Origin of the sequence: Streptomyces sp. V4I2, from assembly GCF_030817655.1 — a bacterium.
In the GTDB taxonomy this organism is placed as follows: domain Bacteria; phylum Actinomycetota; class Actinomycetes; order Streptomycetales; family Streptomycetaceae; genus Streptomyces; species Streptomyces plumbiresistens.
In genome coordinates this window covers 1649234-1670053 of sequence record NZ_JAUSZM010000003.1, presented here as the reverse complement: position 1 = coordinate 1670053, position 20820 = coordinate 1649234, and the positions used below count along the sequence as shown (strand labels likewise).

23 protein-coding genes are annotated in these 20820 nt (G+C 69.5%); 12 read left to right on the top strand and 11 right to left on the bottom strand.

What is annotated here, in order from left to right; translation table 11 throughout:
• The first annotated feature begins 84 nt into the window (after window positions 1–84).
• The gene (locus tag QFZ76_RS08535; RefSeq protein WP_307673145.1) at window positions 85–1647 is read left to right on the top strand and encodes an alpha/beta hydrolase; all 1563 of its coding nucleotides are present in this window, start codon (window positions 85–87) and stop codon (window positions 1645–1647) included.
• Window positions 1648–1812: 165 nt separating this feature from the next.
• A complete protein-coding gene (locus QFZ76_RS08530; protein ID WP_307673144.1) occupies window positions 1813–2727 on the top strand; it encodes an expansin EXLX1 family cellulose-binding protein in 915 nt (304 codons plus the stop codon).
• A gap of 60 nt (window positions 2728–2787) precedes the next feature.
• Here QFZ76_RS08530 and QFZ76_RS08525 read toward each other — a convergent pair whose 3' ends face one another.
• Together QFZ76_RS08525 and QFZ76_RS08520 are read right to left on the bottom strand one after the other, a co-directional pair.
• A complete protein-coding gene (locus tag QFZ76_RS08525; RefSeq protein ID WP_307673143.1) occupies window positions 2788–3225 on the bottom strand; it encodes an SRPBCC domain-containing protein in 438 nt (145 codons plus the stop codon).
• Window positions 3222–3545 carry a helix-turn-helix transcriptional regulator gene (locus QFZ76_RS08520; protein ID WP_307673142.1) on the bottom strand — a complete coding sequence of 108 codons (324 nt, stop codon included), beginning with the start codon at window positions 3543–3545 and terminating at the stop codon, window positions 3222–3224. The genes QFZ76_RS08525 and QFZ76_RS08520 overlap by 4 nt, the downstream gene beginning before the upstream one ends.
• A gap of 114 nt (window positions 3546–3659) precedes the next feature.
• Between QFZ76_RS08520 and QFZ76_RS08515 the strand changes: the two genes are divergently transcribed.
• The 4 genes from QFZ76_RS08515 (at window position 3660) to QFZ76_RS08500 (ending at window position 5486) form a co-directional block, all read left to right on the top strand.
• Window positions 3660–4088 (top strand): SRPBCC domain-containing protein, encoded by a 429-nt coding sequence (locus tag QFZ76_RS08515; RefSeq protein ID WP_307673141.1) that lies wholly within the window; start codon window positions 3660–3662, stop codon window positions 4086–4088.
• A gap of 76 nt (window positions 4089–4164) precedes the next feature.
• Window positions 4165–4587, top strand: a complete 423-nt coding sequence (locus tag QFZ76_RS08510) for an SRPBCC domain-containing protein (protein WP_307673140.1) — start codon at window positions 4165–4167, stop codon at window positions 4585–4587.
• 68 nt (window positions 4588–4655) lie between these two features.
• Window positions 4656–5108, top strand: a complete 453-nt coding sequence (locus tag QFZ76_RS08505) for an SRPBCC family protein (RefSeq protein ID WP_307673139.1) — start codon at window positions 4656–4658, stop codon at window positions 5106–5108.
• 48 nt (window positions 5109–5156) lie between these two features.
• Window positions 5157–5486, top strand: coding sequence for a TfoX/Sxy family protein (locus QFZ76_RS08500; RefSeq protein ID WP_307673138.1), 330 nt, complete (start codon window positions 5157–5159; stop codon window positions 5484–5486).
• A 395-nt stretch (window positions 5487–5881) separates the two neighbouring features.
• Here QFZ76_RS08500 and QFZ76_RS08495 read toward each other — a convergent pair whose 3' ends face one another.
• Window positions 5882–6922, bottom strand: a complete 1041-nt coding sequence (locus tag QFZ76_RS08495) for a helix-turn-helix domain-containing protein (protein WP_307673137.1) — start codon at window positions 6920–6922, stop codon at window positions 5882–5884.
• Between the two features lie 247 nt (window positions 6923–7169).
• On the opposite strand from QFZ76_RS08495, the gene QFZ76_RS08490 reads away from it, so the two are divergent.
• Window positions 7170–8210, top strand: coding sequence for a methyltransferase (locus QFZ76_RS08490; protein ID WP_307673136.1), 1041 nt, complete (start codon window positions 7170–7172; stop codon window positions 8208–8210).
• 191 nt (window positions 8211–8401) lie between these two features.
• On the opposite strand, the gene QFZ76_RS08485 is transcribed toward QFZ76_RS08490, so the two are convergent.
• Window positions 8402–8539 carry a hypothetical protein gene (locus tag QFZ76_RS08485; protein WP_307673135.1) on the bottom strand — a complete coding sequence of 46 codons (138 nt, stop codon included), beginning with the start codon at window positions 8537–8539 and terminating at the stop codon, window positions 8402–8404.
• A gap of 68 nt (window positions 8540–8607) precedes the next feature.
• On the opposite strand from QFZ76_RS08485, the gene QFZ76_RS08480 reads away from it, so the two are divergent.
• Both QFZ76_RS08480 and QFZ76_RS08475 read left to right on the top strand, forming a co-directional pair.
• Window positions 8608–9174: an NAD-dependent epimerase/dehydratase family protein gene (locus QFZ76_RS08480; RefSeq protein WP_373464507.1), complete on the top strand. Its 567-nt coding sequence runs from the start codon at window positions 8608–8610 to the stop codon at window positions 9172–9174.
• 131 nt (window positions 9175–9305) lie between these two features.
• Complete coding sequence (locus tag QFZ76_RS08475) at window positions 9306–10067, top strand: SDR family oxidoreductase (RefSeq protein ID WP_307673134.1); 762 nt, start codon at window positions 9306–9308, stop codon at window positions 10065–10067.
• A gap of 180 nt (window positions 10068–10247) precedes the next feature.
• Here QFZ76_RS08475 and QFZ76_RS08470 read toward each other — a convergent pair whose 3' ends face one another.
• The 5 genes from QFZ76_RS08470 to QFZ76_RS08450 form a co-directional block, all read right to left on the bottom strand.
• The gene (locus tag QFZ76_RS08470; RefSeq protein WP_307673133.1) at window positions 10248–10553 is read right to left on the bottom strand and encodes a hypothetical protein; all 306 of its coding nucleotides are present in this window, start codon (window positions 10551–10553) and stop codon (window positions 10248–10250) included.
• Window positions 10554–10781: 228 nt separating this feature from the next.
• On the bottom strand, window positions 10782–11237 hold the full coding sequence (locus tag QFZ76_RS51675; protein WP_373464506.1) for a hypothetical protein: 456 nt from the start codon (window positions 11235–11237) through the stop codon (window positions 10782–10784).
• Window positions 11234–12169 carry an oxidoreductase gene (locus tag QFZ76_RS08460; RefSeq protein WP_373464274.1) on the bottom strand — a complete coding sequence of 312 codons (936 nt, stop codon included), beginning with the start codon at window positions 12167–12169 and terminating at the stop codon, window positions 11234–11236. Before QFZ76_RS08460 ends, QFZ76_RS51675 begins: the two co-directional genes overlap by 4 nt.
• Before the next feature lie 44 nt (window positions 12170–12213).
• Entirely contained in the window at window positions 12214–13083 is an 870-nt protein-coding gene (locus tag QFZ76_RS08455) for a helix-turn-helix transcriptional regulator (RefSeq protein ID WP_307673131.1), read from the bottom strand.
• A gap of 75 nt (window positions 13084–13158) precedes the next feature.
• A complete protein-coding gene (locus QFZ76_RS08450; protein ID WP_307673130.1) occupies window positions 13159–14031 on the bottom strand; it encodes a helix-turn-helix transcriptional regulator in 873 nt (290 codons plus the stop codon).
• A gap of 197 nt (window positions 14032–14228) precedes the next feature.
• Here QFZ76_RS08450 and QFZ76_RS08445 point away from each other — a divergent pair, with 197 nt between their 5' ends.
• A complete protein-coding gene (locus QFZ76_RS08445; protein ID WP_307673129.1) occupies window positions 14229–15011 on the top strand; it encodes an SDR family oxidoreductase in 783 nt (260 codons plus the stop codon).
• A gap of 63 nt (window positions 15012–15074) precedes the next feature.
• Window positions 15075–15290: a 4-oxalocrotonate tautomerase family protein gene (locus QFZ76_RS08440; RefSeq protein WP_266443895.1), complete on the top strand. Its 216-nt coding sequence runs from the start codon at window positions 15075–15077 to the stop codon at window positions 15288–15290.
• A 495-nt stretch (window positions 15291–15785) separates the two neighbouring features.
• Here the strand turns inward: QFZ76_RS08440 and QFZ76_RS08435 are convergent, their stop codons facing one another.
• Both QFZ76_RS08435 and QFZ76_RS08430 read right to left on the bottom strand, forming a co-directional pair.
• Complete coding sequence (locus QFZ76_RS08435) at window positions 15786–16304, bottom strand: GNAT family N-acetyltransferase (protein WP_307673128.1); 519 nt, start codon at window positions 16302–16304, stop codon at window positions 15786–15788.
• A 179-nt stretch (window positions 16305–16483) separates the two neighbouring features.
• On the bottom strand, window positions 16484–18400 hold the full coding sequence (locus QFZ76_RS08430; protein ID WP_307673127.1) for a galactose oxidase early set domain-containing protein: 1917 nt from the start codon (window positions 18398–18400) through the stop codon (window positions 16484–16486).
• Window positions 18401–18847: 447 nt separating this feature from the next.
• Here QFZ76_RS08430 and QFZ76_RS08425 point away from each other — a divergent pair, with 447 nt between their 5' ends.
• A complete protein-coding gene (locus tag QFZ76_RS08425; RefSeq protein ID WP_307673126.1) occupies window positions 18848–20767 on the top strand; it encodes a Dyp-type peroxidase in 1920 nt (639 codons plus the stop codon).
• Window positions 20768–20820: the final 53 nt, after the last annotated feature.

Genomic DNA, 20820 nt, shown 5'->3' with positions numbered 1-20820 from the left:
GACCGGGGGAGTACAGCTGGCTGTACCTTCGACCGGCAGTGGGCACCATTCTCCGGTTGCCGAGCCGGACCTAGCGTCGCGGTCATGACGAAGAAGACACGACTCGGCATCCTGGCGCGGTGGTTGGGCGCCCCCGGGGCCGCCGTGGCCCTGGCGGCCTCGGGCACCCCGGTACTCGCCACCGACGACCCTGCTGCGGGACTCGCCGACTACCGTCGGCAACAGGTGAGTTGGGCGGACTGCAGGCAGGGAACGGACGACGAACCGGGCGCCGGCCTGGACCGGGCCGGGGCCCGGTGCGCCCAGGTCACCGTGCCCCTCGACTACAGCCGGCCGCAGGGCCGGACGATCAAGATCGCCGTGTCGCGGCTGCCGGCGGCCGATCCGGCCCACCGGATCGGCACCATGGTGCTCAACCACGGCGGCCCCGGCGAGCCGACACTCGGCATGCCCTTGGAGACCCGCGCGCACATGGGCGAGGTCGCCGCACGGTACGACCTGATCGGGGTCGACCCACGCTTCGTGGGACGCAGCACCCCGCTGGACTGTGGCTGGCCCGTCGGCCTCTGGCTGCGCTCGGCCGGGACCGACCGGGCAGGCTTCGACCGCCAGGTCGCCTTCCACAAGGACCTCGCCGAGCGATGCGCGCGTCGGCACGGCGATGTGCTGCCGCACGTCAACACCCGTAACACCGCCCGGGACATGGACATCGTCCGTGCCGCGCTGGGCGAGCGCCGGATCTCCTTCCTCGGCTATTCGTACGGCGCCTATCTCGGTGCCGTGTACGCGCAGATGTTCCCCGGGCGGACCGACCGGATGGTGCTCGACAGCGCCGGCGATCCACGCCAGTGGGGCCCCAGGGCGCTGATCGGCAGGGAACGCTCCACCGAACGGGCCCTGCGTGCCTGGGCGTCCTGGACCGCGGCACGACACCACGACTACGGCCTGGGCCGTACCCGGCACGCCGTGCTCGCCACCGTCGAGCGGGTCGTCGAGGCGTCCGCGACGCGTCCGCTGCCCGTCACCTCGTACGCGGACACGCTCGACGAGCATGTGGTGCCCTTCCTGGTCTCCGGCGGTGTCGGCACCGACGACGACCAAGAGCGTGCCGGGTTCGCGTCCACCATGAGGGTGCTGAACAAGGCGGCGGAAGCGGCGACCGGGACCACGGTCGCCCCGAACCCGGAACTGGAGGCGTCTGTGCGGTTCCTCCTGGACGGCGCGAACTCACCCCTCGTCAGTCCGGCGGCCGCGATCATGTGCGGTGACGGCGCCGCCCCACGCGACCCGGAGGTCTACTGGGACGACATCCGGCGCAGCCGGCACCGCCATCCCCTCTTCGGGCCGATCACCCACAACATCTCCCCCTGCGCCTTCTGGCCCGAACCGCCCCGCGAGCAGCCGACCGAGATCGCCAACCGGACCGAGGCGCTGATCGTCTCCGCCACCGGCGACACCTCGACCACCTACCGCGGCGCCCACGCCATGCACCACCTGATGACCGGCTCCCGCCTGCTCACCCTGCGCGGAGCCATCGGCCACGGCATCTACGGCGAGTACGGCGACGACTGCGTCGACCAGAAGGTGAACGCCTACCTGGAGTCCGGAACACTCCCCACGAAGGGTCTGACATGCCTCAAGCCGTGACCGGAACCCGCGGGAAGCCCACTGCCCCGACCGCGCGGTAAACGCACGCGGACCGCTCTCGGCCCCTACCGCGCCCCAAAGTCGTGCTTGCCGCCGTGCCCGGGGTCTGGCACGATCACTGCGCCCGTCGCCCACCGCAACGGTGGCGGCCGGCAAGGAGGTTCGGTGCACAGACGGTGGCTGTTCCTGTCGGCGGCCGCGGCGCTCATAGTCGTCGCCCTGGTCGTGGTGCTCCTCCCCGACGACGAGACCGACGCCGGGCGCACCGCGGCCACGCCCGTCGCCGACGCCCCGGCGAAGGTCGCGCCCTCGACGGGGTCACCGTCCCCCTCCGACAGCGCGTCCACCGCGTCGGCGAAGCCCTCGGCCAAGGTCACCCCGCCGAAGGCGTCCGCCGGCGCGACCAGCGCGTCCGCGAAGCCGTCGCCCACGGACAGGCCGCAAGCGGCGTCCGCCGGCGCCCCGTTGGCAGGACGCATACGACCCGGTGTCACCTACGAAGGACTCGCGACCTTCTACGACTCGGACGGCGGCGGCGCCTGCCTGTACGACCCGAGCGGTGACGTCATGACCGGGGCGATGAACTCCACGGACTACGAGTCGGCCAAGGCGTGCGGCGCCTACGTGTCCGTCCGCGCGGCCAACGGGACGTCCATCACGGTCCGCATCACCAACGAATGCCCGGGGGATTGCGCACCCGGGCAGATCGACCTCAGCGCGGAGGCCTTCGCCGAACTCGCCGACCCCACGCTCGGCCGGATCGCGATCACGTGGAAGCTGGTGAGCCCCGGCAGCTCCGGCACGATGTCGGTCCGGTACAAGACCGGGTCCAGCCGTTATTGGTGCGGCATCCAGGCGATAGGGCACCGGAATCCGGTGGCCCGGCTGGAGGTCCGGGCCGGCAGCGGCTGGCGTCAGCTGTCCCGTACCGACTACAACTACTTCATCTCCGAGGACGGCACCGGGTGCGGCGGCGCGATCAGGATCACCGACATCTTCGGTGAACGGCTCACCGTCGACGGCATCGCGATCCGGCCCGACGTCGTGCAGCCCACCTCGGTCCAGTTCGCCAAGCACTGACGCTGCCGCTGCCGCTGCCGCCCGAGCATGCGGCCCACCGGCCGGAAATCGCCGGGCCTGTCACATCCAGTCGTCGGGGCCCGGGTCGCCGCCCTCTGCCCGTACGGTGAGGCGCTGCACGTAGTGCGTCCAGCCCTCCCTGTGCGCGGCGCAGGCTTCGGCGGAGGGCAGGCCGCGATGGACCAGGCGCAGCAGGGTGCCGTCGGGGACCGGTTCCAGGGTGATCTCGACGGTGGTGGAACCCGCGGGCACGGGCATGCCGCCGTCGGCCCAGCCCCAGGTGAAGACGAGGCGCTTGAACGGGTCGATCTCGACGAAGCGGCCCTCGGCGATGTTGTCGCCGGTCACGTTCGTCCGGTAGGGGCCGCCGGGCTCGAAGGTGAACTCGCCGTCTCTGCCCATCCAGGACAGCCACTTGTCCCGGTCGGTGAAGAAGGAGAACACCGTCTCGGGGCGGGCGGCGATGTGCCGCTCGACCGTGACCGTGTCTGTGTTCACGAGGCGTTCCCTTCTGCGCCGTCCGCGCGCTCGGCCGCCTCCGCCAGTTCGGCGAGGGTGTCGAGCTTGGTGGCCCACATCGCCCGCAGGTAGTCGGCCAGCGGACCCATGCCTTCGCGGTCGGCCCGGTAGAAGCGTTTCTTGCCGTCCTGGCGCAGCGTAACCAGCCCGGTGTCCCTGAGCACCCTGAGGTGCTGGGAGACCGCGCCGAAGGTGACGTCGAACCGTTCCGCGATCTCTCCCGCGGACAGCTCCGTGTCCCAGACCAGGCGCAGGATCTCGCGCCGCCTGGGTTCGGCGACCGCCTGTACCGCATCCATGCGCATCATTTTAGCCGTCACTTGAACTTGCCATCCGGAGGAATATCATTTTAGTCTCTACTGAAGCGAGAGTTTCGGTCGACCTGGCAGGAACCGCACCTGAAGGGACACCCCATGCCTGACATCGCTCTGCAGATCCGGATCGACGCCGACGCCGAGACCGTCTACCGGGCCCTCTCCACGCCCGACGGCGTGGCCGGCTGGTTCACCACCGGCGCCGAGATCGGCGAGGGCGTCGGCGCCCTGCATCGGCTCTCCTTCCCCGGCGCCCCGATGACCTGGGACTTCCGCATCGACCGCGCGGAGCCGGGCAAGCGACTCGCACAGACCGTGGTGGCCGGTCCGCCGCAGTGGCTCGACACCGAGATCGGATACGCCCTGGAGGCGCACCCGGAGGGCGGCACCGTAGTGCGGTTCGACCACACCGGCTTCGCCGTGGTGGACGACATGTTCCGCGAGGTCACCATGGGCTGGGCCGGCATGTTCATGCGGCTGAAGGAGTACGTCGAGACCGGCAAGCCGGTGCCGTACTTCACCGTCTGAACGACGACTCGACGGTCACCGGCGAGCCGGCGCCCGTCATCCTCCCGGACCGGCAGCACCAGCAAGGAGTACGAACATGTCCGAGATCACCTTCCAGGTCGACACAGCCGCCGACCGCGCCACGGTCCTGCGGGCCCTGAACAGCCACGACGGCCTGACCGGCTGGTGGACCACCGGCGTGGACCGCAAGGACGACATCCTCTTCTTCGACTTCCCCGACGTGCCCGAGCCCTTCCGGCTGCGGTGCGACGAGGCGACCGAGGACCGTGTCGCATGGACCTCGGTCGGGGCCTTCCCGCCACACTGGGCAGGCACCACCATCACCTGGGACCTGTCGGACAACCCCGACGCGGACGGCACCCGGGTGCTGTTCCGGCACACCGGCTGGCAGCCCGACGACCCCGGCCTGCCGCCGGCCGCCTACACCTGGGGCCGGCTCATGACCCGGCTCACGGAGTACGCGGAGACCGGAAAGCCCGACCCCTTCTTCACCCTCTGACCCACCTCCAGTTCTTCCCCCTCTGACTCATCCCCCAGCGCACCGGCACCAACGACGAGGCAGCACCGATGACGATCGACGAGAGGGCGGAGCGGGTGATCCCCCTTCCGCCCGACCAGGTGGCGCAGTACGCGATGGACTGGCGCCACGACGCCGAGTGGACCCAGGGCATCCGCGAGGCCGCGCTGACCCGGGAAGCGGACGGAGGCGGATTCGGCGTCGGAGCCGAGGTGACCCGCACGGCCTACTTCCTCGGCAAGCGCATCGACTACGTACTGCGCGTCGCCGAGCACGAGCCCGCACGCTTGCTGGACATGGTGTCGGTGGCCGGACCGATGCCGATGCACATCACCTACACCTTCACCCCGCGTCCGGACGGCACGCTCGCGAGCATCAGGGTCCGGGGCGACGCGAGCGGCTACTACCGCCTGGCCGCGCCGATCATGGCGAGAAAGGTCCGCTCCTCCATCGGCAAGGACCTGCGTGACCTCGAGCGCAAGCTGCTGGAACCGCCGTCATGACCGCCTGACCACACCCTCGCGGTCCAAGCACAAGGAGCGGAGTCGGTCATGGCATTCGACGAAGGACTGGCCGAGCGGATCCGTGAACGCCTGAGCGCGGATCCCGCGATCACCGAGAAGCACATGTTCGGCGGCCTGGCATTCCTGCACCGGGGCAACATGGCCGTCGGTGTCATCGGCGACGACCTCATGGTCCGCGTCGGGCCTGACGGCACCGACAGTGCGCTGGCCCGGCCCGGTGCGCGCATCCTCGACTTCACCGGCCGCCCGATGCGCGGCTGGATCGTCGTCGCCGCGTCCGCGCTCACGGAGGACACCGAACTCGACGCGTGGATCGACGAGGGCCACAGCTTCGCGGCGGGCCTGCCGGCCAAGTAGGCGGGGGCCCAGAGAGTTCCGTGATCTTCGGCGAACTCTGCGCAGGCTGCCGCAGCGACATGGACCATGTACAGGGAGCCGTACCGCCAAGCGGCGTCAGTCGAAGGTGAATCCGTACTTGTCGGCGACAGCGGCCATCGCCTTCGCGTCGACCTCGTTGTTTCATCTCCAGGAAACATCAGGAACTTCAGGAGCCCAGCCGTCAGCGCTGTGCTGTGACAGGTGCCGCGTGGGGCATGCGTGGGGCATGCGTGCCCCAGGCGTCGGGCATGCGTGGGGCACTGCGTGGGCGCCTGCAAAATCCTTCCAGCGCGTGGCACCGTCGCAAGAGCAACACCTGCTCAACCAGTGCTCACCTCTGCCTACCGCCGCCGTGGCGGGCTCACCGGCCGACGTCAGGGCTTGTCGGCTGGGGGGTCAGCCGTTTCGCGCTCGAGGCGCGTTCCCGTGCGGATGTTCAACCGCACGAACTGGGTCGGCGTGTGGCCGTACTGCTTCTTGAAGCTACGGATGAAGTGACTGCTGTCGGCGAATCGCCAGTGGGCGGCGAGTTCCGAAATACTCGGTCGGCCAACCGGAGATGCGAGCTCCAGCCGGGCCTCCTCCAACCGCCTGCGGCGGATGTACCCGTTCACCGACTCCCCGGCCGCGGCGAAGGCCCGATGCAACGTCCGTACCGAGACGTTGAGTTCGCGGGCCAGAGCGGAGGGGGAGAGATCAGGATCGGTGAGGCGGCTGTCCGCGATGTCCTTCGCCGCCTGGGCCAGGGCGGGCGCCAGTCGGGGCTCGACGTCGTCGAACTCCCGTGTCAGGACCCCCTTGACCAGTTCGATCAGAGCGTTTCGGGCGGCCTGCACACCGGCCGGGGTGAGCTCGTTCAGCGTCGCGTCGACCGTCCTGGCGTAGGCCATGAGCAGTCGTACGTCGGCCGAGTCGGCCGGTCCGACGATCGGCCGGTCGCCGATCAGCGGCTTGAGCTGCGAGGCGGGGAGGATCAGCACCTTCGCCGTGGTGCGCGGCTCCATCTCGAACCGCACCGGCGGGCCGTTGTGCCGCACGATGAACTGCCCGGCCGGCACGGTGGCCTCGCCCCGGTCACGCGGTCGGACGAAGCGCCACTCGCCGCGCCGCATCACGTGCACCAGGACGCGGTCGTCGAGGCGGTGGGCGGCACCCCGGGTGCCGCCGGCCATCGACTCGCCGTAGAGGTCCGCGATCACCGCGTCGTGCACCTTGGATGCGCGGACCGCGACCCGGAAGTCACCGGATCCGAGCGGCTCGAGGGGTGGCAGCGGGAGTGGCTCTCCGACCTGGCCCTCCCACTCGCGTCGGAACACGTCGAAGCCGTCCCTCGCTGTGCTCGGAGCCGTGACGTCCACGAAGAAGTTCCTGCCCGATACACCGGCCCCCGGTGTGGTGCTTGCCGTGCTGTTCATTGCCCGTGCTCCAACTCACCCATGGCCGACGGAGTTTCGCGGCCTCGTCCTTCACCATGTCGCATCTGCCCCGACGCTGACGTTCTGTCAGGGTGACGCTGAGGTACAAGCGTGCGCCGTAGTGATCTTCCTAGGGTGAGCGGTGGGGCCTGTGCCGCAGAGCACGGGGGCAATGATCTCCGCCCCATTCCGACTCCATTCCGACTCCGTTCTGACTCCTGAGAGGTTTCCAGCTGTCATGACTGACATGACGCGTGGCACTGACGTCGTGCCGAGCGATCCCGCAGCGGATGCTGCCGCTGTTCTCGACCTGCTGAGTGGCCTCGTCGTCGCCCAGACCCTGCGGGCCTTGGTCGCGCTGCAGATAGCGGATCATCTGGCCGACGGCGCCATGACGGCCGAAGAGGTGGCCGAGACCGAGGGGAGTCATCCGTCGGCAACGTACCGGCTGATGCGCGCGGCCTCGTCGGTGGGCCTGTTGAGCCACGAGGGAGATCATCGTTTTGCTCTCACCGGGCGAGGCCGGCTGTTGCGTTCAGGAGTTCCCGGCTCCCTGCGCTCGCTGGTACTGACCCAGACGGGACCCTCGCACTGGCAGTCCTGGGCCCACTTCCCCGAGGCGGTGCGGCAAGGGGCCGCGCAGACCGAGAAGGCGCTGGGAGCGGACATTTTCGAGTACTTCGCGCGACCGGAGAACGCCGACGAGGCCGCGCTGTTCGCTCAGGCGATGGGAGACCTGTCCGGCCTGGTGACACAGGGCGCCGTCGGCGCGGTCTCGACCGCCGGTGTGTCGACCGTTGTCGATGTCGGCGGTGCGAACGGTGATTTCGTCCTGGCGCTGATGGAGGCCGACCCAGAGCTGAGGGGGCAGGTGCTCGACCTGCCTCACGTCGTCGAGGGCGCAAGCGGCGCCGCCGGGAAGCGTGGTCTGTCCGACCGCTTCTCCGCGGTGGCGGGCGACTTCTTCGCGGCGGTTCCTCCCGCGGACCTCTACCTGCTGAAGACGATCCTGCACGACTGGGACGACACCCAGTGCACGACGATCCTGCGGAATTGCCGGTCGGCCGCGAACGAGGGGGGACGCGCACTGGTCGTGGAGATGGTCATCGGCGAGATCGGCAAGCCCGACTTCACCACCCGGGCGGACATGGCCATGCTCACCATGACCAACGGCATGGAACGCGATCTGGACGAGTTCGACGCGCTCTTCGCGGCCTCGGGATGGCGCCGCTCGCAGACGTACCCCGTGGGTGGCGGTTACTTCGGTATGGAGCTCGTCGCCGTCTGACACACGGATGGGGGCACAGGCCCGTTCGTGCGCCCTCTCCTCGACCTGTCCGGAACTTGCCGAAAGCGCAAGCCTTTTTCCCGGTCCGGTGGCGGTCAGCGCACTCTGACGGCGTGAACGCCCAGTAGGCCGAGCTCAGGAGATCTCTCGCCGGCGCACTCGCGGCGTCGGGCGTCGAACCCGTCGTCGGCTCACTGGACGACAGCGACCTGCTCACCGAGCATGCCCGCCGGGCCGACGGCGTGATCAATGCCGCGCACAGCGACCACCGTGCCGCCGTGGAGGCGCTCAGGGTCGGCCTGGCGGGCTCCGGCAAGCCGTTCGTCCACACCAGCGGCTCGGGCGTCGTCGGAGACGCGCCGGAGGAGAGCGGAACGAACAGCCGTACGGTGACGACATCCACGACCCCGGCTCCACCTGGCAGCCCAAGCACCCGGTCCGAGCAGCCAGGGCCGCCATCGACCGCCTGGTCCTGGATTCGGCCGGGGCCGGGATCCGGCCCTCGGTCCTGTGCCCGGCCATGATCTACGGTCGCGGGCTCGGCCCCGCCCGCAACGAGGTGCATATTGCCGCCCTGGTCGCACAGGCCCGGCACAGCGGCGTCGTTCGCCATGTCGGCGCCGGCCGGAACATCTGGTCGACCGTCCATGTGGAGGATCTCGCCGACCTCTACCTCCTCGCCCTCGAAGGGTCGACTGCCGGCACCTTCTACTTCGCCGAGAACGGGGAGGAATCACTCGTGGGGCTGGCTGCCGCGATCGCCGAGGCACTCGGCCTCGACGGCCCCGAGCCCTGGAACATCGAGGCCGCCGGCGCCTTCTGGGGGCCCGCTTTCACCGGCGGGGCCCTGGCCTCCAACAGTCGCGTCCGCGCCACACGAGCCCGCGACATTCTCGACATTCTCGGCTGGAAGCCCCGCCACGGCTCGGTCACCGAGTGGATCGCCACGGACTTGACCCCCTGAGCCGGCGCCAGCTGGTGGGTGCGGCACTCCTAGGAAGATCCCGGCCTTCTCCCGTCCTCCAAAGAACGGCAAGTTCGCAGGTGAACGAACCGTTGGCGGGGCTGGTGCCCCGACCGAGCAAGGAGGACGCGGTGACACGGACAACGTCGCAGACACAAGAGCAGGGCAACCGGAAGGTCGTACTCGTCACGGGTGCCACGAGCGGCATCGGCGAAGGCATCGCCAGGCGGCTCGCCGCGGAAGGCCACCACGTCGTCGCCGGTGCGCGTCGAGAGGATCGGCTGGCCGACCTGGCCAAGAGCGTCCGGGCGGAGGGCGGCAGCATCGACGTACGCCGTCTCGACGTCACCGACCGGGCCGACGTGGCCAGGTTCGTCGACGAAACGGTGACGGCTCAAGGGCGCATCGACGTGATCGTCAACAACGCCGGCGTCATGCCGCTGTCGCGCCTCGACTCACTGCTGGTGGACGAGTGGGACCAGATGATCGATGTCAACGTCAAGGGACTGCTGCACGGCATCGCCGCGGCCATGCCGCACTTCCAGCGCCAGAGCAGCGGGCACTTCATCACCATCGCGTCGATCGGTGCCTACTCCGTGGTCCCCACGGCCGCTGTGTACTGCGCCACGAAGTACGCGGCCTGGGCGATCACGGAAGGCCTGCGGCAGGAGGCGGAGCCGTTCATCCGGGTCACGACCGTCTCACCTGGCGTCGTGGAGTCCGAACTGGCCGACACCATCACCGAACCGGGAGCCGCGGCGGCGATGAAGGCCTACCGCTCGGCTGCCATCCCGCCCGATGCCATTGCTCGCGCGATCTCCTACGCGATCGACCAGCCCGCCGATGTCGACGTCAACGAGATGGTCATCCGGCCTGCGCGGCAGCGGCCGTAGCGTCGCGGCCGTCGGCGGCCCTGCGGGCCGGTTGGTTCCCCGCCGACGGCGTGAACTGCCGCACAGCGACGCGCCTTTCAACCCTTCGATGGCAACGAGAGGTGCGCCGTGGGCTGTTCGGCCATGTACGAGGTCGGGTTCGGTCAAGAGGGGCTCACGAACATGGGGGACGGCCGCTCTTTAGGTGACCTTGTGGTCGCCGCGCGGGACCGGGCTTTCGTCGGGCAGGCGGCGGAGCGGGCCCTGTTCCGTTCCGCACTCGACGAAGACCCCGGTTCTTCGCCCGTGTTCTAGCTGCATGGCCCCGGTGGGATCGGCAATTCCACGTTGCTGAGGCGGTTCGCTCTCGATGCGCGGGAGGCCGGACGGCTGGTCGTCGAGGTGGACGGCCGTACGGTTCCCGCGACGCCGGAGGACTTCGAGCAGGCCGCGGGCAAGGCGACCGGTGAGCCGGGATCGGTGCTCCTGGTCGACACCTTCGAGCACTGCCAGGGTCTGGAAACTGGTTGTGGGAGCACTTCCTGCCGCGGCTCCCGCTGGGCGCGGTCGCGGTGGTCGCCGGACGTACGGCCCCCGACCTGCGCTGGGTCGCGGACCCGGGGTGGGCCGACCTGCTGCGCGTGGTGCCGCTGCGGAACCTGGCCCAGGACGACGCCACGACGTTCCTGCGGGCACGGGGTGTCCCAGCCGAGGCACACCACGCGCTGTTGTCCTTCACCGGCGGCAATCCGCTGGCCCTGTCCCTGTCCCTGTCCCTGGCGGTGGCGGTCGCCGGCCGACAGGACGCGGAAGGGACACCTCGGGCGGCCGACTGGGCACCCGGCCTGGACGTGATCGCGACACTGCTGCCGCAACTCGTGGGCGATCCCCCGAGCCAGGACCATCGCACGGCGCTGGAGGTGTGCGCCCAGACCGATGTTCGTGCTGCAGCCCGGGGCCCAGTGCGCCGACGATCGCGGTGTGGGCCACCCGTATGCCTTCGGGTTCCAACTTCTCGTGCAGCAGACGGGCGTACGCCACCTCCGCGCAGTAGGAGACGGCGGAACTGGCACGCGCGGCGCTGGGGGCGACGGCGGCACCGCCCGTGGTGAACAGCAGGGTTCCCCGGCCACGCTCCCGCATGGCGGGCAGCACGGCCTGAACCGCGTCGATGGCGCCGAGGAGGCTCAGGCCCAGTGACAGTCGGACGTCCTCGGAGGTGGTGTGGTTGACCGGCTTGATCCAGTCCAGCGACGGCAGCGGGCTGTAGAGCAGGACGCGTCGATCGGGCCGAGGTGTTCCGCCAACTCGGTCAGTGCCGTGGCCGCGGCCCGCGGGCGCGTGATGTCCGTGGCCGTGCTGCGCGTGGTGATGTCTTCCTTCTCCAGTGTGTCCTGCATGGTCCGCAGCGTGCCGTGGTTGCGTGCGACCAGGAGGGTGTCGAGCCGGGCCAGTGCGACGTCAAGGGCGACCTTGCCCAACAGCAGGCGCAGCGGCGGGATTTCGGACTGCACCGCTTCGATGATGGCCACGGCGGCGCGGTCCGGGTCGCCGGGCTGGTGCCCGTAGGTGTCCAGGGTGCTCTTGCGGCGGGCGCCGGCGGTGTCCGCGTAGTCGTCGATCCGCGTGGCCGACCGGCGCATGGACGGGCCGGACCAGTTGGTGCGGAAGGCTCCGGGCTCGACGATCGTCACGTTGATGCCCAGCGGTGACACCTCGGCCGCGAGCGATTCGGAGAGTCCTTCGACGGCGACCTTGGTGGCGTGGTAGTAACCCGTGGCGCCGAAGGCGGCCAGGCCGCCGAGAGAGGAGACGTTGACGACGTGGCCGCGGCGACGGACGCGCATGCCCGGCAGAACGCCGCGCGTGACATCCACGAGACCGAAGACGTTCGTGTCGAACAGGGCGCGGATCTCCTTGTCCTCGCCCTCCTCGAGAGCGGCGAGGTAGCCGTAGCCCGCGTTGTTGACGAGTACGTCGATGTGGGCGAGGGTCTCCTGCGCGGCCGCGACGGCCCGGTCGATCTGTCGGGCGTCGGTGACATCGAGGGCGAGGCCCAGCGCTCGGTCCTCGTGGCGGGCGACGATGTCCGCCACCGACCGCGGGTCGCGGGCGGTGACCACCGCTCGCCAGCCCCGGCAAAGAATGGCGGCCGGAGTGAAGTCGGTCAGTCCGTGGCGATGTCCTGCTGCACGGAATCCGCAGCCCGCGCCGTCTGTGTCGCCGTGAGGCTGCCGAGCAGCGACAGTGCGTGGGCGGAAGGGCTGGCGGGCTCGGCCTGGTAGACGACCAGCTGCTGACCCGGCGCGCTGTTGATGGTCAACGACTCGTAGTTCAGGGTGAGTTCGCCGACCACCGGATGCCGGAAGCGTTTCGTCTCGTGCCTCTTCTGGCGGATGTCATGACGCGCCCACAACGTACGGAACGCTTCGCTCCTGAGCGACAGTTCGCCCACCAGCTCGATCAACTGCGGGTCGTCGTAGTCGGTTCCCGCCGCCTCGCGCAGGCCGCCGACCGTGTTGGCGGCGACCCGGTCCCAGTCCGGGTAGAAGTCCCGGGCGTCGGGGTCGAGGAAGACGAGCCGCATCAGGTCCCCGCTGTAGGTGTGGCCGGCGAACAGGGCGCCGCCCAGGGGGTTGTGGGCCAGTACGTCCATACAGCGCCCCAGGATCACGGCAGGTGTGTCGGTCCAGCCGTTCATCATCTGCAGCAGAGAGGGGCTGACCTGCCGGCGCCGGGTGCTCTTGCGGGAGCGTCCCGGCACGGGCCGGGCCAGCCGATGCAGGTGGGCGACCGCTTCGTCGTCCAGCATCAGCGTGCGGGCCAGCGCGTCGACCACCTGCACCGACGGGTTCCTCTCGCGCCCCTGTTCCAGGCGCACGTAGTAGTCGGTGCTCAGCCCGGACAGCATGGCCACTTCCTCCCGGCGCAGGCCCGCCACACGGCGGTGGCCGACCACGGGCACGCCCTGTTCCTCGGGCCGCACGAGGCCGCGTCGGGCTCGCAGGAACTGCCCCAGAAGGTTGTCGCTGTCCATGCCCTCGACGGTAGCCCCGCTGCACGTCCGACGCAGCAGTGCAAGGTGGCCGCGATACTCCTAGGCTGGTCGGGCTCAGGCCTGCGGACGTCCGAGTTCGTTCGCGCCGGGAGTCATGTCCTGGGTGCCGATGACGGAGAGAAGCTGTAGCTGGGCCGCGCCTTCGCTGCCCGGCGGGGCGCTGAACCACAGCAGACGCTGACGTCCGTCCTCGCTGAACAGGCTGTGGCAGTCCAGCTCGATGACGCCGAGTGTGGCGTGCACGATGCGTTTGTGGTCGGTCCGTCGGAGGCCGACGTCGTGGGTGTCCCACAGGGCGGCGAACTCTGCACTGCGCCGTCGCAGCGCGGCCACCATCTCGTGCACTCCGGTGTCGCCGCCGCGTCGTGCGGCGACCGCCTGGAGATCGGCGACGAAGACCCGCGAATGGTGGGGGTGGTCCTCGGCCGGGTAGAGGGCACGGGCGTCAGGATCGGTGAACCAGCGGTGGACGAAGCTTGCTTCGGGGCCGCGCAGCGCCGGAGGCCGGCCGACGAGGGCGACGGCCAGGTGGTTCTGCACCAGGGTTTCGTGCAGGTCGGTGATGACCTGGGCGGGCGTGGTGGTGAGCTGGTCCAGCAGGCCGAGCAGGGCCGGCTGGACATGCGCGGTCGGGCCGTGCGCAGCCGGGGGAACCATCCGGTCGGCGAGGTGGAACAGGTGGTCGCGTTCGTCGCCGTTCAGTCGCAGCGCCCGGGCCAGAGCGGCCAGCACCTGAGCCGAGGGCTGGGCGCCGCGGCCCCGTTCCAACTCGGTGTAGTAGTCGGCGGACAGGCCTGCCAGTTGGGAGACCTCCTCGCGTCGCAGTCCCGGCACCCGGCGCCGTGGCCCCGTGGGCAGGCCGACGTCGGAGGGGCGGATTCGGGCGCGCCGGGACTTCAGGAACGCGGCGAGTTCGGAGTGGTTCACGCTCCCTATCGTCACGCGCACCGGCGTCCCGAGCCAGGGGGTGGCAACCCCTGGGTGGAGACAGCCCTGGCTGGCGCGGCAGCACCGGCCCACGCTGGAGACGCAAGCAGGGAGCTGCCGGTGCCGACACCGACGCCCCCCACCACGACCCACCCGCCGGTGCATCCCGCATCCGGCATCTCTCGCAGGAGTCTCCTATGTCCATCCAAGAAGCGGCGACCAGTCGCACCGCGCTCGACCAGCCTGCGGACCGGCCCCGCGTCGCCGTCGTCACCGGAGGCTCCCGCGGTATCGGCCGCGAGACGGTGACCCGGCTGGCCGCCGACGGATTCGCCGTCGTGGTCGGCTACGCGGGCAACCGTGATCTGGCCGAGGCCAGCGTCAAGGAGGTCACCGCCGACGGCGGCCGGGCGGTCGCCGTCCAGGCCGACGTCGCCGACGAGCAGCAGGTGGCCGCGCTGTTCGACACCGCCGAGTCCGAGTTCGGCGGCGTCGACGTGGTCGTCCACGCGGCCGGCCGACTGTACCTGTCCCCGGTCGCCGACCTGGACCTGGCGGAGCTGGACGCGGTCCACCGCACCAACATCCGCGGGAGCTTCGTCGTCGCCCAGCAGACCGCCCGGAGGATCCGCAGCGGCGGGGCGATGGTCACGTTCTCCACGTCCGTGGTCGGCCTGGCGTTTCCCGGTTACGGCGCCTACAGCGCCAGTAAGAGTGCCATCGAGGCGCTCACGATGATTCTCGCCCGAGAGCTGCGCGGCCGGGACGTCACCGTCAACGCCGTGGCCCCCGGCCCCACCGCCACCGACCTGTTCCTCGAGGGCAAGGACGAGGAGACCATCGCCCGCCTGGCCGCCCAGCCCCCGCTGGAACGCCTCGGCACCCCCGCCGACATCGCCGAGGTCGTCGCCTTCCTCGCCTCCCCGGCAGGCCACTGGGTCAACGGCCAGGTCATCCGCGCCAACGGCGGCATCATCTGACCGACCGCGGCGCCTTTGCCGTCCGTGCTCCGCACCCACCCCATCCGAGAAAAGAGAAACGCCATGCCGTTCGCCAACTTCAAGGTCCCTGCCGGCACCCTCGACGAGAAGCAGAAGGAGAAGATCGTCACCCGCACCACCGAGCTCTACGTCGAGATATACGGCGAACGGGCCCGCGCCAACACCATGGTCCTCGTCGAGGAGGTCACCGACGGCGGCTGGGGCATCGGCGGCAACGTCCTGACCCGCGCGATGCTCGAGCAGTCACCCGAGAGCTGACGTCTCCGCCCGGCAGCCGCCTTCGCGGTGATCATGACCACTGGTTGAGCACTTTATGAACACCGCAGCACCTGTACGCGGCTCAGCGATACCCCGATGCTTTGAGGGGGCATGCACTGTCTGCACTACGTCGGGTTCCGGTCATGCTCATCCCTCAGACCCTTGACGAGCCGATGGATTCACCGTCGGCCGACCCAGGCATAGCCGCCGAGCGTCGCTGGCTGGCAGAGCTTTCCCCGCTTCATGCCACGGACGGCACCCATGAATTTCCGCAGCTCAGACCGAACGTGAAGCACGGCTCCCAGAGGATTCTTCTGGAGCTCATCCAGGCCGTGAGGCACCCTTGGTGCTGCCACGACCTGTGCCTGCTGCTCGGCGACGCGCGGCATCCGCTCAGCCGGCGTGCGCTGCAAGCTCGAATGACGCGACTGACCCGTCGTATGGCGGAGTGCGGTACGTCGTTCACCATCACCCCTCAGTGGGGCCGCACCACCTTCAGCCGGGCTCGCCCGGACTCGGACAGGTCGGCACCCGCGGAATATGGAGCTCCAGCTCGGGCCGGTCCCACGCCACAGCGGGTGGGTTCGCGGGCGCGGTCCCGGTGTGCACCGCGCCCACGCTGCGGTAGAAGCCCTCGGCGGGAGGGTGCGACACCACCCGGACCCGGTCGAGCCCGGCGGTGCGGGCCTCGGACTTCATGTGCGCGACGAGCAGCCGCCCGATGCCGCGTCCCTGTGCTCCGTCGGCGACGAACAGCAGGTCGAGCTCCGGCGGGGCGAGGACGAGTGAGTAGAACCCGAGGACACGGTTTTCGTACTCGTCGGCGGCGACGGCCACGAAGACGCGGTGGGTCTCGATGTAGTCGGGACCCACCCGGTAGTCCGCGACCATGGCCGCGTACTGCCCTTCGTAGGCGCGTGAGCCCCGCACGAGCCGCGTGAGCCGCTTGGCGTCCCGCGCCACGGCCCGCCGTACCGTGGTCGGCCCGCCCCAGGGCGTAATGCCTGACTTCATAGGAAGAGTATTACGCACTTGCGGAGGCGCTCATGCGGCGGGTGCGGCTGAGCTGATCTGCCTCGGAACGCCCTGCGCCCTCGGTCCGGCGGACGACCCCGCCGCTCAGCCACGCGCCGCGAAGGGCGACTGACGGACATCTTCCCTGGTCAGCCGCCCCTCGACGAGGTGAGTAGCCGTTAATCGCGGCCCGACGGGGAAGCGCCCCCGGAAGCGCCCCCCTGGGCCGGCTCCAGCTTCACCCACTTCGCGACGCTCGGCACGCCCCGCTCGTCCAGCAGGAACAGCATGTGCCACCCGGGCGGGGCGTCGGCCGCCGTTTCCGGGGTCTGCAGGCTCAGCGTGTTGCCGTCACGGCTGTTGATCTTCAGCTTCAGGTGGCGCTGGCTGGGGTTCGTCGAGTGCGTGGCGGTCGTCGGCGCCACCAGGACGGCGTCGGTGACCCGTCCCGGCGTGGAGGTCTGCACCGTGAAGGCGGAGTCGTAGTTCAGCGCACCGGCCGGGGCCCTGTTCAGCTGGGGCCGGTTGCCGACGTGCAGGTACCACGGCTCGAACATCTCGATGCTGCCGTGCATGTCGTCCTTGATGTCCGGGTCGTTGGCGATCTGCTGGGCCTCGTCCCCGGTGACCAGGATCCGTCCGTCGGGCATGAGGACCGCGTTGGAGTGGTAGCCGCGCGGCAGCCGCTGTACCGGGCCGAGCGTCCAGCTGCCGTTCTCGTCGCGCGCCTCGGTGTGGCGGTACTTCGGCAGGGCGTTCGGGTTGTACAGGCCGTTGCCGTAGTTGCGGATGTGGAAGGAGCCGTTGACCGTGAACAGCTTGCCGTCCGGCAGCATCAGAGTGCTGTCGTTCGCCCGGCCGAAGGCTCGGGCCTCGCGTTGGTTCCAGGTCTTCCCCTTGGTCAGCTCGTAGGTGTTCGCGTCGTCCCGGTTGCCGCCGAGGACCAGGACCGAGTCCGGGCCCTGGGAACCGTTGGGCAGCGGCACCGCGGAGCCGTAGATGCGCTCGGGGTTGCAGCCCTCGCCGTTGCCGTCCCTCGTGTCCTTGCAGGGAATGTTGGGCCGGTCCGGCAGCTTCGCGCGTGACTCCGTGTTCAGGTCGAAGACGTACTGCTCGTCGAGCATCCGGCCGAGGCCGTAGACCTTGCCGTCGCGCAGCGTGAACAGGTGCGGATAGTCCTTGGTGAACGGCGCCTTTGCACGGAACGTGTCGACCGGTACGTTCGCGGGCACGTCGCCCTTCTGCCACGGCACCGGGTGCGACTTGGCGGGGAAGCGCTCGACGATGGAGGTGGGCGTACCCCAGCCGAGCTCCGACTGGCCCGACATGATGAGCAGCCGGCCGTCGGGCCCTTCCACGACGTCGGGATACCACCGGCCGACCGACATGTCCGCGTTGCGGTGCCAGGTCTCGGTCCAGGGGTCGAAGACGAGCGACAGCTTGGCTCCGCTGCCCCCGTTGCCGCCGAGGTTGCCGCCGAACACCCCGAGCATGCCGTTGGGCAGGAACGCGTGGCCTGAGCAGAAGAACGGTGCCGGACGCGCCTCGTTCTTGCCGTCGGGCATCACCACTGTGGGCGGAGGAACGCTCTTGAAGGCGTCGCGTCCCGTGCCCTTGGCCGGGTCCCACAGATACGCGCGGCCGGCGTTCTCCTTGCCGATGACGTCGGTGGGGGCGGTCTCCTTCTGCGGGTTGTCCTCGACCGGCTCGAAGGAGAAGAGCAGCACCTTGCCGGTGGGCAGCATGGCGATGTGGTCGCCGTAGTCCGGTGAGGGGAAGTACTCCGCGAACCGGCCGAACTTCTCGGGCGCGTACTGCTTGTTGGTCTCCGCCTGGGTCTTCGTCAGCTCCTTGAGCCTCGCCGTGCGGGTCGACTGCGGGTACTCGGCCAGGGCCTTGGCCGTGGCCCGGAGGCCGGCGTGCTCCTTGGCGTGCGCCTCGCCCAGGACGGCGGCCTCGTCGTCTCTCATCTCCTTCTTGATCTGCCGGTCGGTCACATGGGCCTTTTCGGAGTCGTCCGCGTCGGCGACTTCGCTGTGATGGGCCCCGTCGTGCGCATACGCGGAAGGCGCGGTGAAGACCGTCGTGGCGGTCACCGCGGATACGAGTGCGCACGCCAAAAAGGCCGCGGAAATCTTTTGTGGGGACATGGCTCTCCTAGCCGTCCGAGGACATGAGGGAGGGGGAAAGCGGTGAAGGAAAAACAGGCAGCAGAAAGGGGAGAAAAAAAGGTGAACGAGGGCCGCGGCGAATGCGCCGGAAGGGCTATTCCCAACCTTTCCATCAATCGATCCGTTGTAACATCCGAAAACACATGCGAGCTGTCACTCACTCCTTGCGCAGCGGTGCGTCACGTAGGCGCAACTGGTAGTGAATCGGGGCATCGAGGCAGGTAGACGGGTTCGCTAAGGACGTGCGCTCCGCCATCCGGGTGAACGCTGCGGCTTTTTATGGGGCCCCATCAGGCGCGTCTCTATCGTCAATTACGACGGGGTACCAGGAGCCGACACCATTCCGCCGCATTCTCCGGAGGAACCGCACGCATGGCCACACCAACGACCGACCCCCACAACCTTTTCCTGCGCGAGGACGCCGAGACTCAGGGAGACGTGCTCGCCGGGTTCAAGAAAGACCACATGCAGCTGCTTTTCCTGCGGTTCGAGGACCAGCAACTGGCGCGCACGTGGTTGAAACAGTTGCGGCCGCTCATCGCCACGACCAAACAAGTGGCGACATTCAACAAAGAATTCTCCCGGGCCCGGTCGTATTCGGGCGGAGACGACCCGAAGAACCTGAACGCGCTGTGGTACGGCATCAGCCTCACCTTCGAAGGGCTGACGTTCCTCGCCGGCCACAGCCCGCTGCCCGGCGTCGACAGCAACAGCACCGACGGCCCGCTCAAAGCCTTCTTCGAAGGCCCGGCCAAGCGGGCGCCGGCACTCGGCGACGCGGGTCAGAACGCCCCGCAGAACTGGCTCTTCGGCAACTTCGGCGACGGACGGGTCCACGCGGTGCTCACCCTCGCGGCCGACCAGCCGCACGCACTGCGGGCCACCCTCGGAGACGTCCGGCAGGATCTCGCCCGCGCCAAGATCGTCACGGTCTACGAGCAGGAGGGCGCCACCCTGGAGGGCCCCCGCCGGGGCAGGGAGCACTTCGGCTTCAAGGACGGCGTCAGCGAGCCGGCGATCAAGCACCTCGACGAGCCCGATCCCGAGAACCCGGTCTACGAGAAGGGCCATCCCGGCACCATCCTCGTCAAGCCCGGCGAGTTCGTCGTCGGGCTGGAGCGGGAGCGCCCGCACCCCCTGCCCTACCCGGAGTGGGCGCAGCACGGCTCGTTCCAGGTGGTACGCCGACTGGCCCAGGACGTCCCCGGCTGGTGGGCCGGCGTGGCCGCGCAGCTGAAGGTGCTGAAGGAGGCGAAGGCCGCGCCCCCGGAGGCGACGACCGAATGGCTGGCGGCCCGGCTCGTCGGACGCTGGCGCTCCGGCACCCCGGTGGCGAAGTGTCCGCACGCGGACATGTCGTACAACGCCGAGTCGTCGAACGACAACCTGATCTCGTTCCGGGACGACCCGAAGGGGACGACCACCCCGCTCTGGTCCCACCTGCGCAAGACCAACCCCCGCGACGGCTTCCCCGCCAGGGACAAAGAGGGGGAGTTCCACCCGGACACGAAGTTCAGCCACCGCCGGATCATGCGCCGCGGCATCCCGTACGGCCTGCCGTTCGACCCGTCCGCCTCGGCGCTCAACGGTCCGGACGCGCCGCGCGGCCTGGTGTTCGTCTGCTATCAGGCCGATCTCTTCCGGCAGTTCGAGTTCATCCAGCGGGACTGGATGAACGACGAGACCTTCCCCAAGCCCAACCCCGACACCCACCACGAGCACGTGGAGCCGGGCCCGTTCCCCACCGGCTCCGACCCCGTGGCGGGCGAGGAGACCGTGGTCCGCTGGGAGCGCCCCCAGGGCGGTGAGCCGGTCGCGCTGAACTTCGCGCAGTTCGTACGGACCGAGGGGGCGGTGTACGCCTTCGCGCCGTCGGTCTCGGTGATCGACCAGCTGGCCGAGGGCCGGATGAACACCAACATGGTCGTCTCGGGTTTGACGATCTTCACGGTCAACAGCTTCGACAACACCGAGCGCGACACCGTCGACTCGGGCACCGTGCGGCTGTTTCTCCGGCCGGACGGCAACCTCGTGGTCATCGACAACAGCAACGAGAGGATCCTCTGGGCCGCGAACACCGCCAATCCGGCCGGTGCGAAGACGCAGGCGAGGTTCGCCGACGGGGAGCTGTTCGTCTGCACGGTGAAGGAGGGCAACCAGATCGACAAGAAGCTCTGGACCTCCGGCACCGCGGGCAAACCCGAGGCCAAGCTCGTCGTCCAGATGGACGGGAACGTGGTGATCTACCACCACGGCGAGGCGATCTGGCACACCGACACCGCACTGCGCTGATGCCCCACCGCGCGCGTCACCCCCTTCAGCCCACCCGCCTCCCCAAGGGCGGG

What these genes read in the sequence shown, in the direction of transcription:
- QFZ76_RS08425 (WP_307673126.1), top strand. Translation starts at nt 18,848, where the DNA reads ATGGCCACACCAACGACCGACCCCCACAACCTTTTCCTGCGCGAGGAC.
- QFZ76_RS08500 (WP_307673138.1), top strand. Translation starts at nt 5,157, where the DNA reads ATGGCATTCGACGAAGGACTGGCCGAGCGGATCCGTGAACGCCTGAGC.
- QFZ76_RS08490 (WP_307673136.1), top strand. Translation starts at nt 7,170, where the DNA reads ATGACGCGTGGCACTGACGTCGTGCCGAGCGATCCCGCAGCGGATGCT.
- QFZ76_RS08455 (WP_307673131.1), bottom strand. Translation starts at nt 13,083, where the DNA reads ATGGACAGCGACAACCTTCTGGGGCAGTTCCTGCGAGCCCGACGCGGC.
- QFZ76_RS08535 (WP_307673145.1), top strand. Translation starts at nt 85, where the DNA reads ATGACGAAGAAGACACGACTCGGCATCCTGGCGCGGTGGTTGGGCGCC.
- QFZ76_RS08440 (WP_266443895.1), top strand. Translation starts at nt 15,075, where the DNA reads ATGCCGTTCGCCAACTTCAAGGTCCCTGCCGGCACCCTCGACGAGAAG.
- QFZ76_RS08510 (WP_307673140.1), top strand. Translation starts at nt 4,165, where the DNA reads ATGTCCGAGATCACCTTCCAGGTCGACACAGCCGCCGACCGCGCCACG.
- QFZ76_RS08520 (WP_307673142.1), bottom strand. Translation starts at nt 3,545, where the DNA reads ATGGATGCGGTACAGGCGGTCGCCGAACCCAGGCGGCGCGAGATCCTG.
- QFZ76_RS08435 (WP_307673128.1), bottom strand. Translation starts at nt 16,304, where the DNA reads ATGAAGTCAGGCATTACGCCCTGGGGCGGGCCGACCACGGTACGGCGG.
- QFZ76_RS08445 (WP_307673129.1), top strand. Translation starts at nt 14,229, where the DNA reads ATGTCCATCCAAGAAGCGGCGACCAGTCGCACCGCGCTCGACCAGCCT.
- QFZ76_RS08515 (WP_307673141.1), top strand. Translation starts at nt 3,660, where the DNA reads ATGCCTGACATCGCTCTGCAGATCCGGATCGACGCCGACGCCGAGACC.
- QFZ76_RS08505 (WP_307673139.1), top strand. Translation starts at nt 4,656, where the DNA reads ATGACGATCGACGAGAGGGCGGAGCGGGTGATCCCCCTTCCGCCCGAC.
- QFZ76_RS08495 (WP_307673137.1), bottom strand. Translation starts at nt 6,922, where the DNA reads ATGAACAGCACGGCAAGCACCACACCGGGGGCCGGTGTATCGGGCAGG.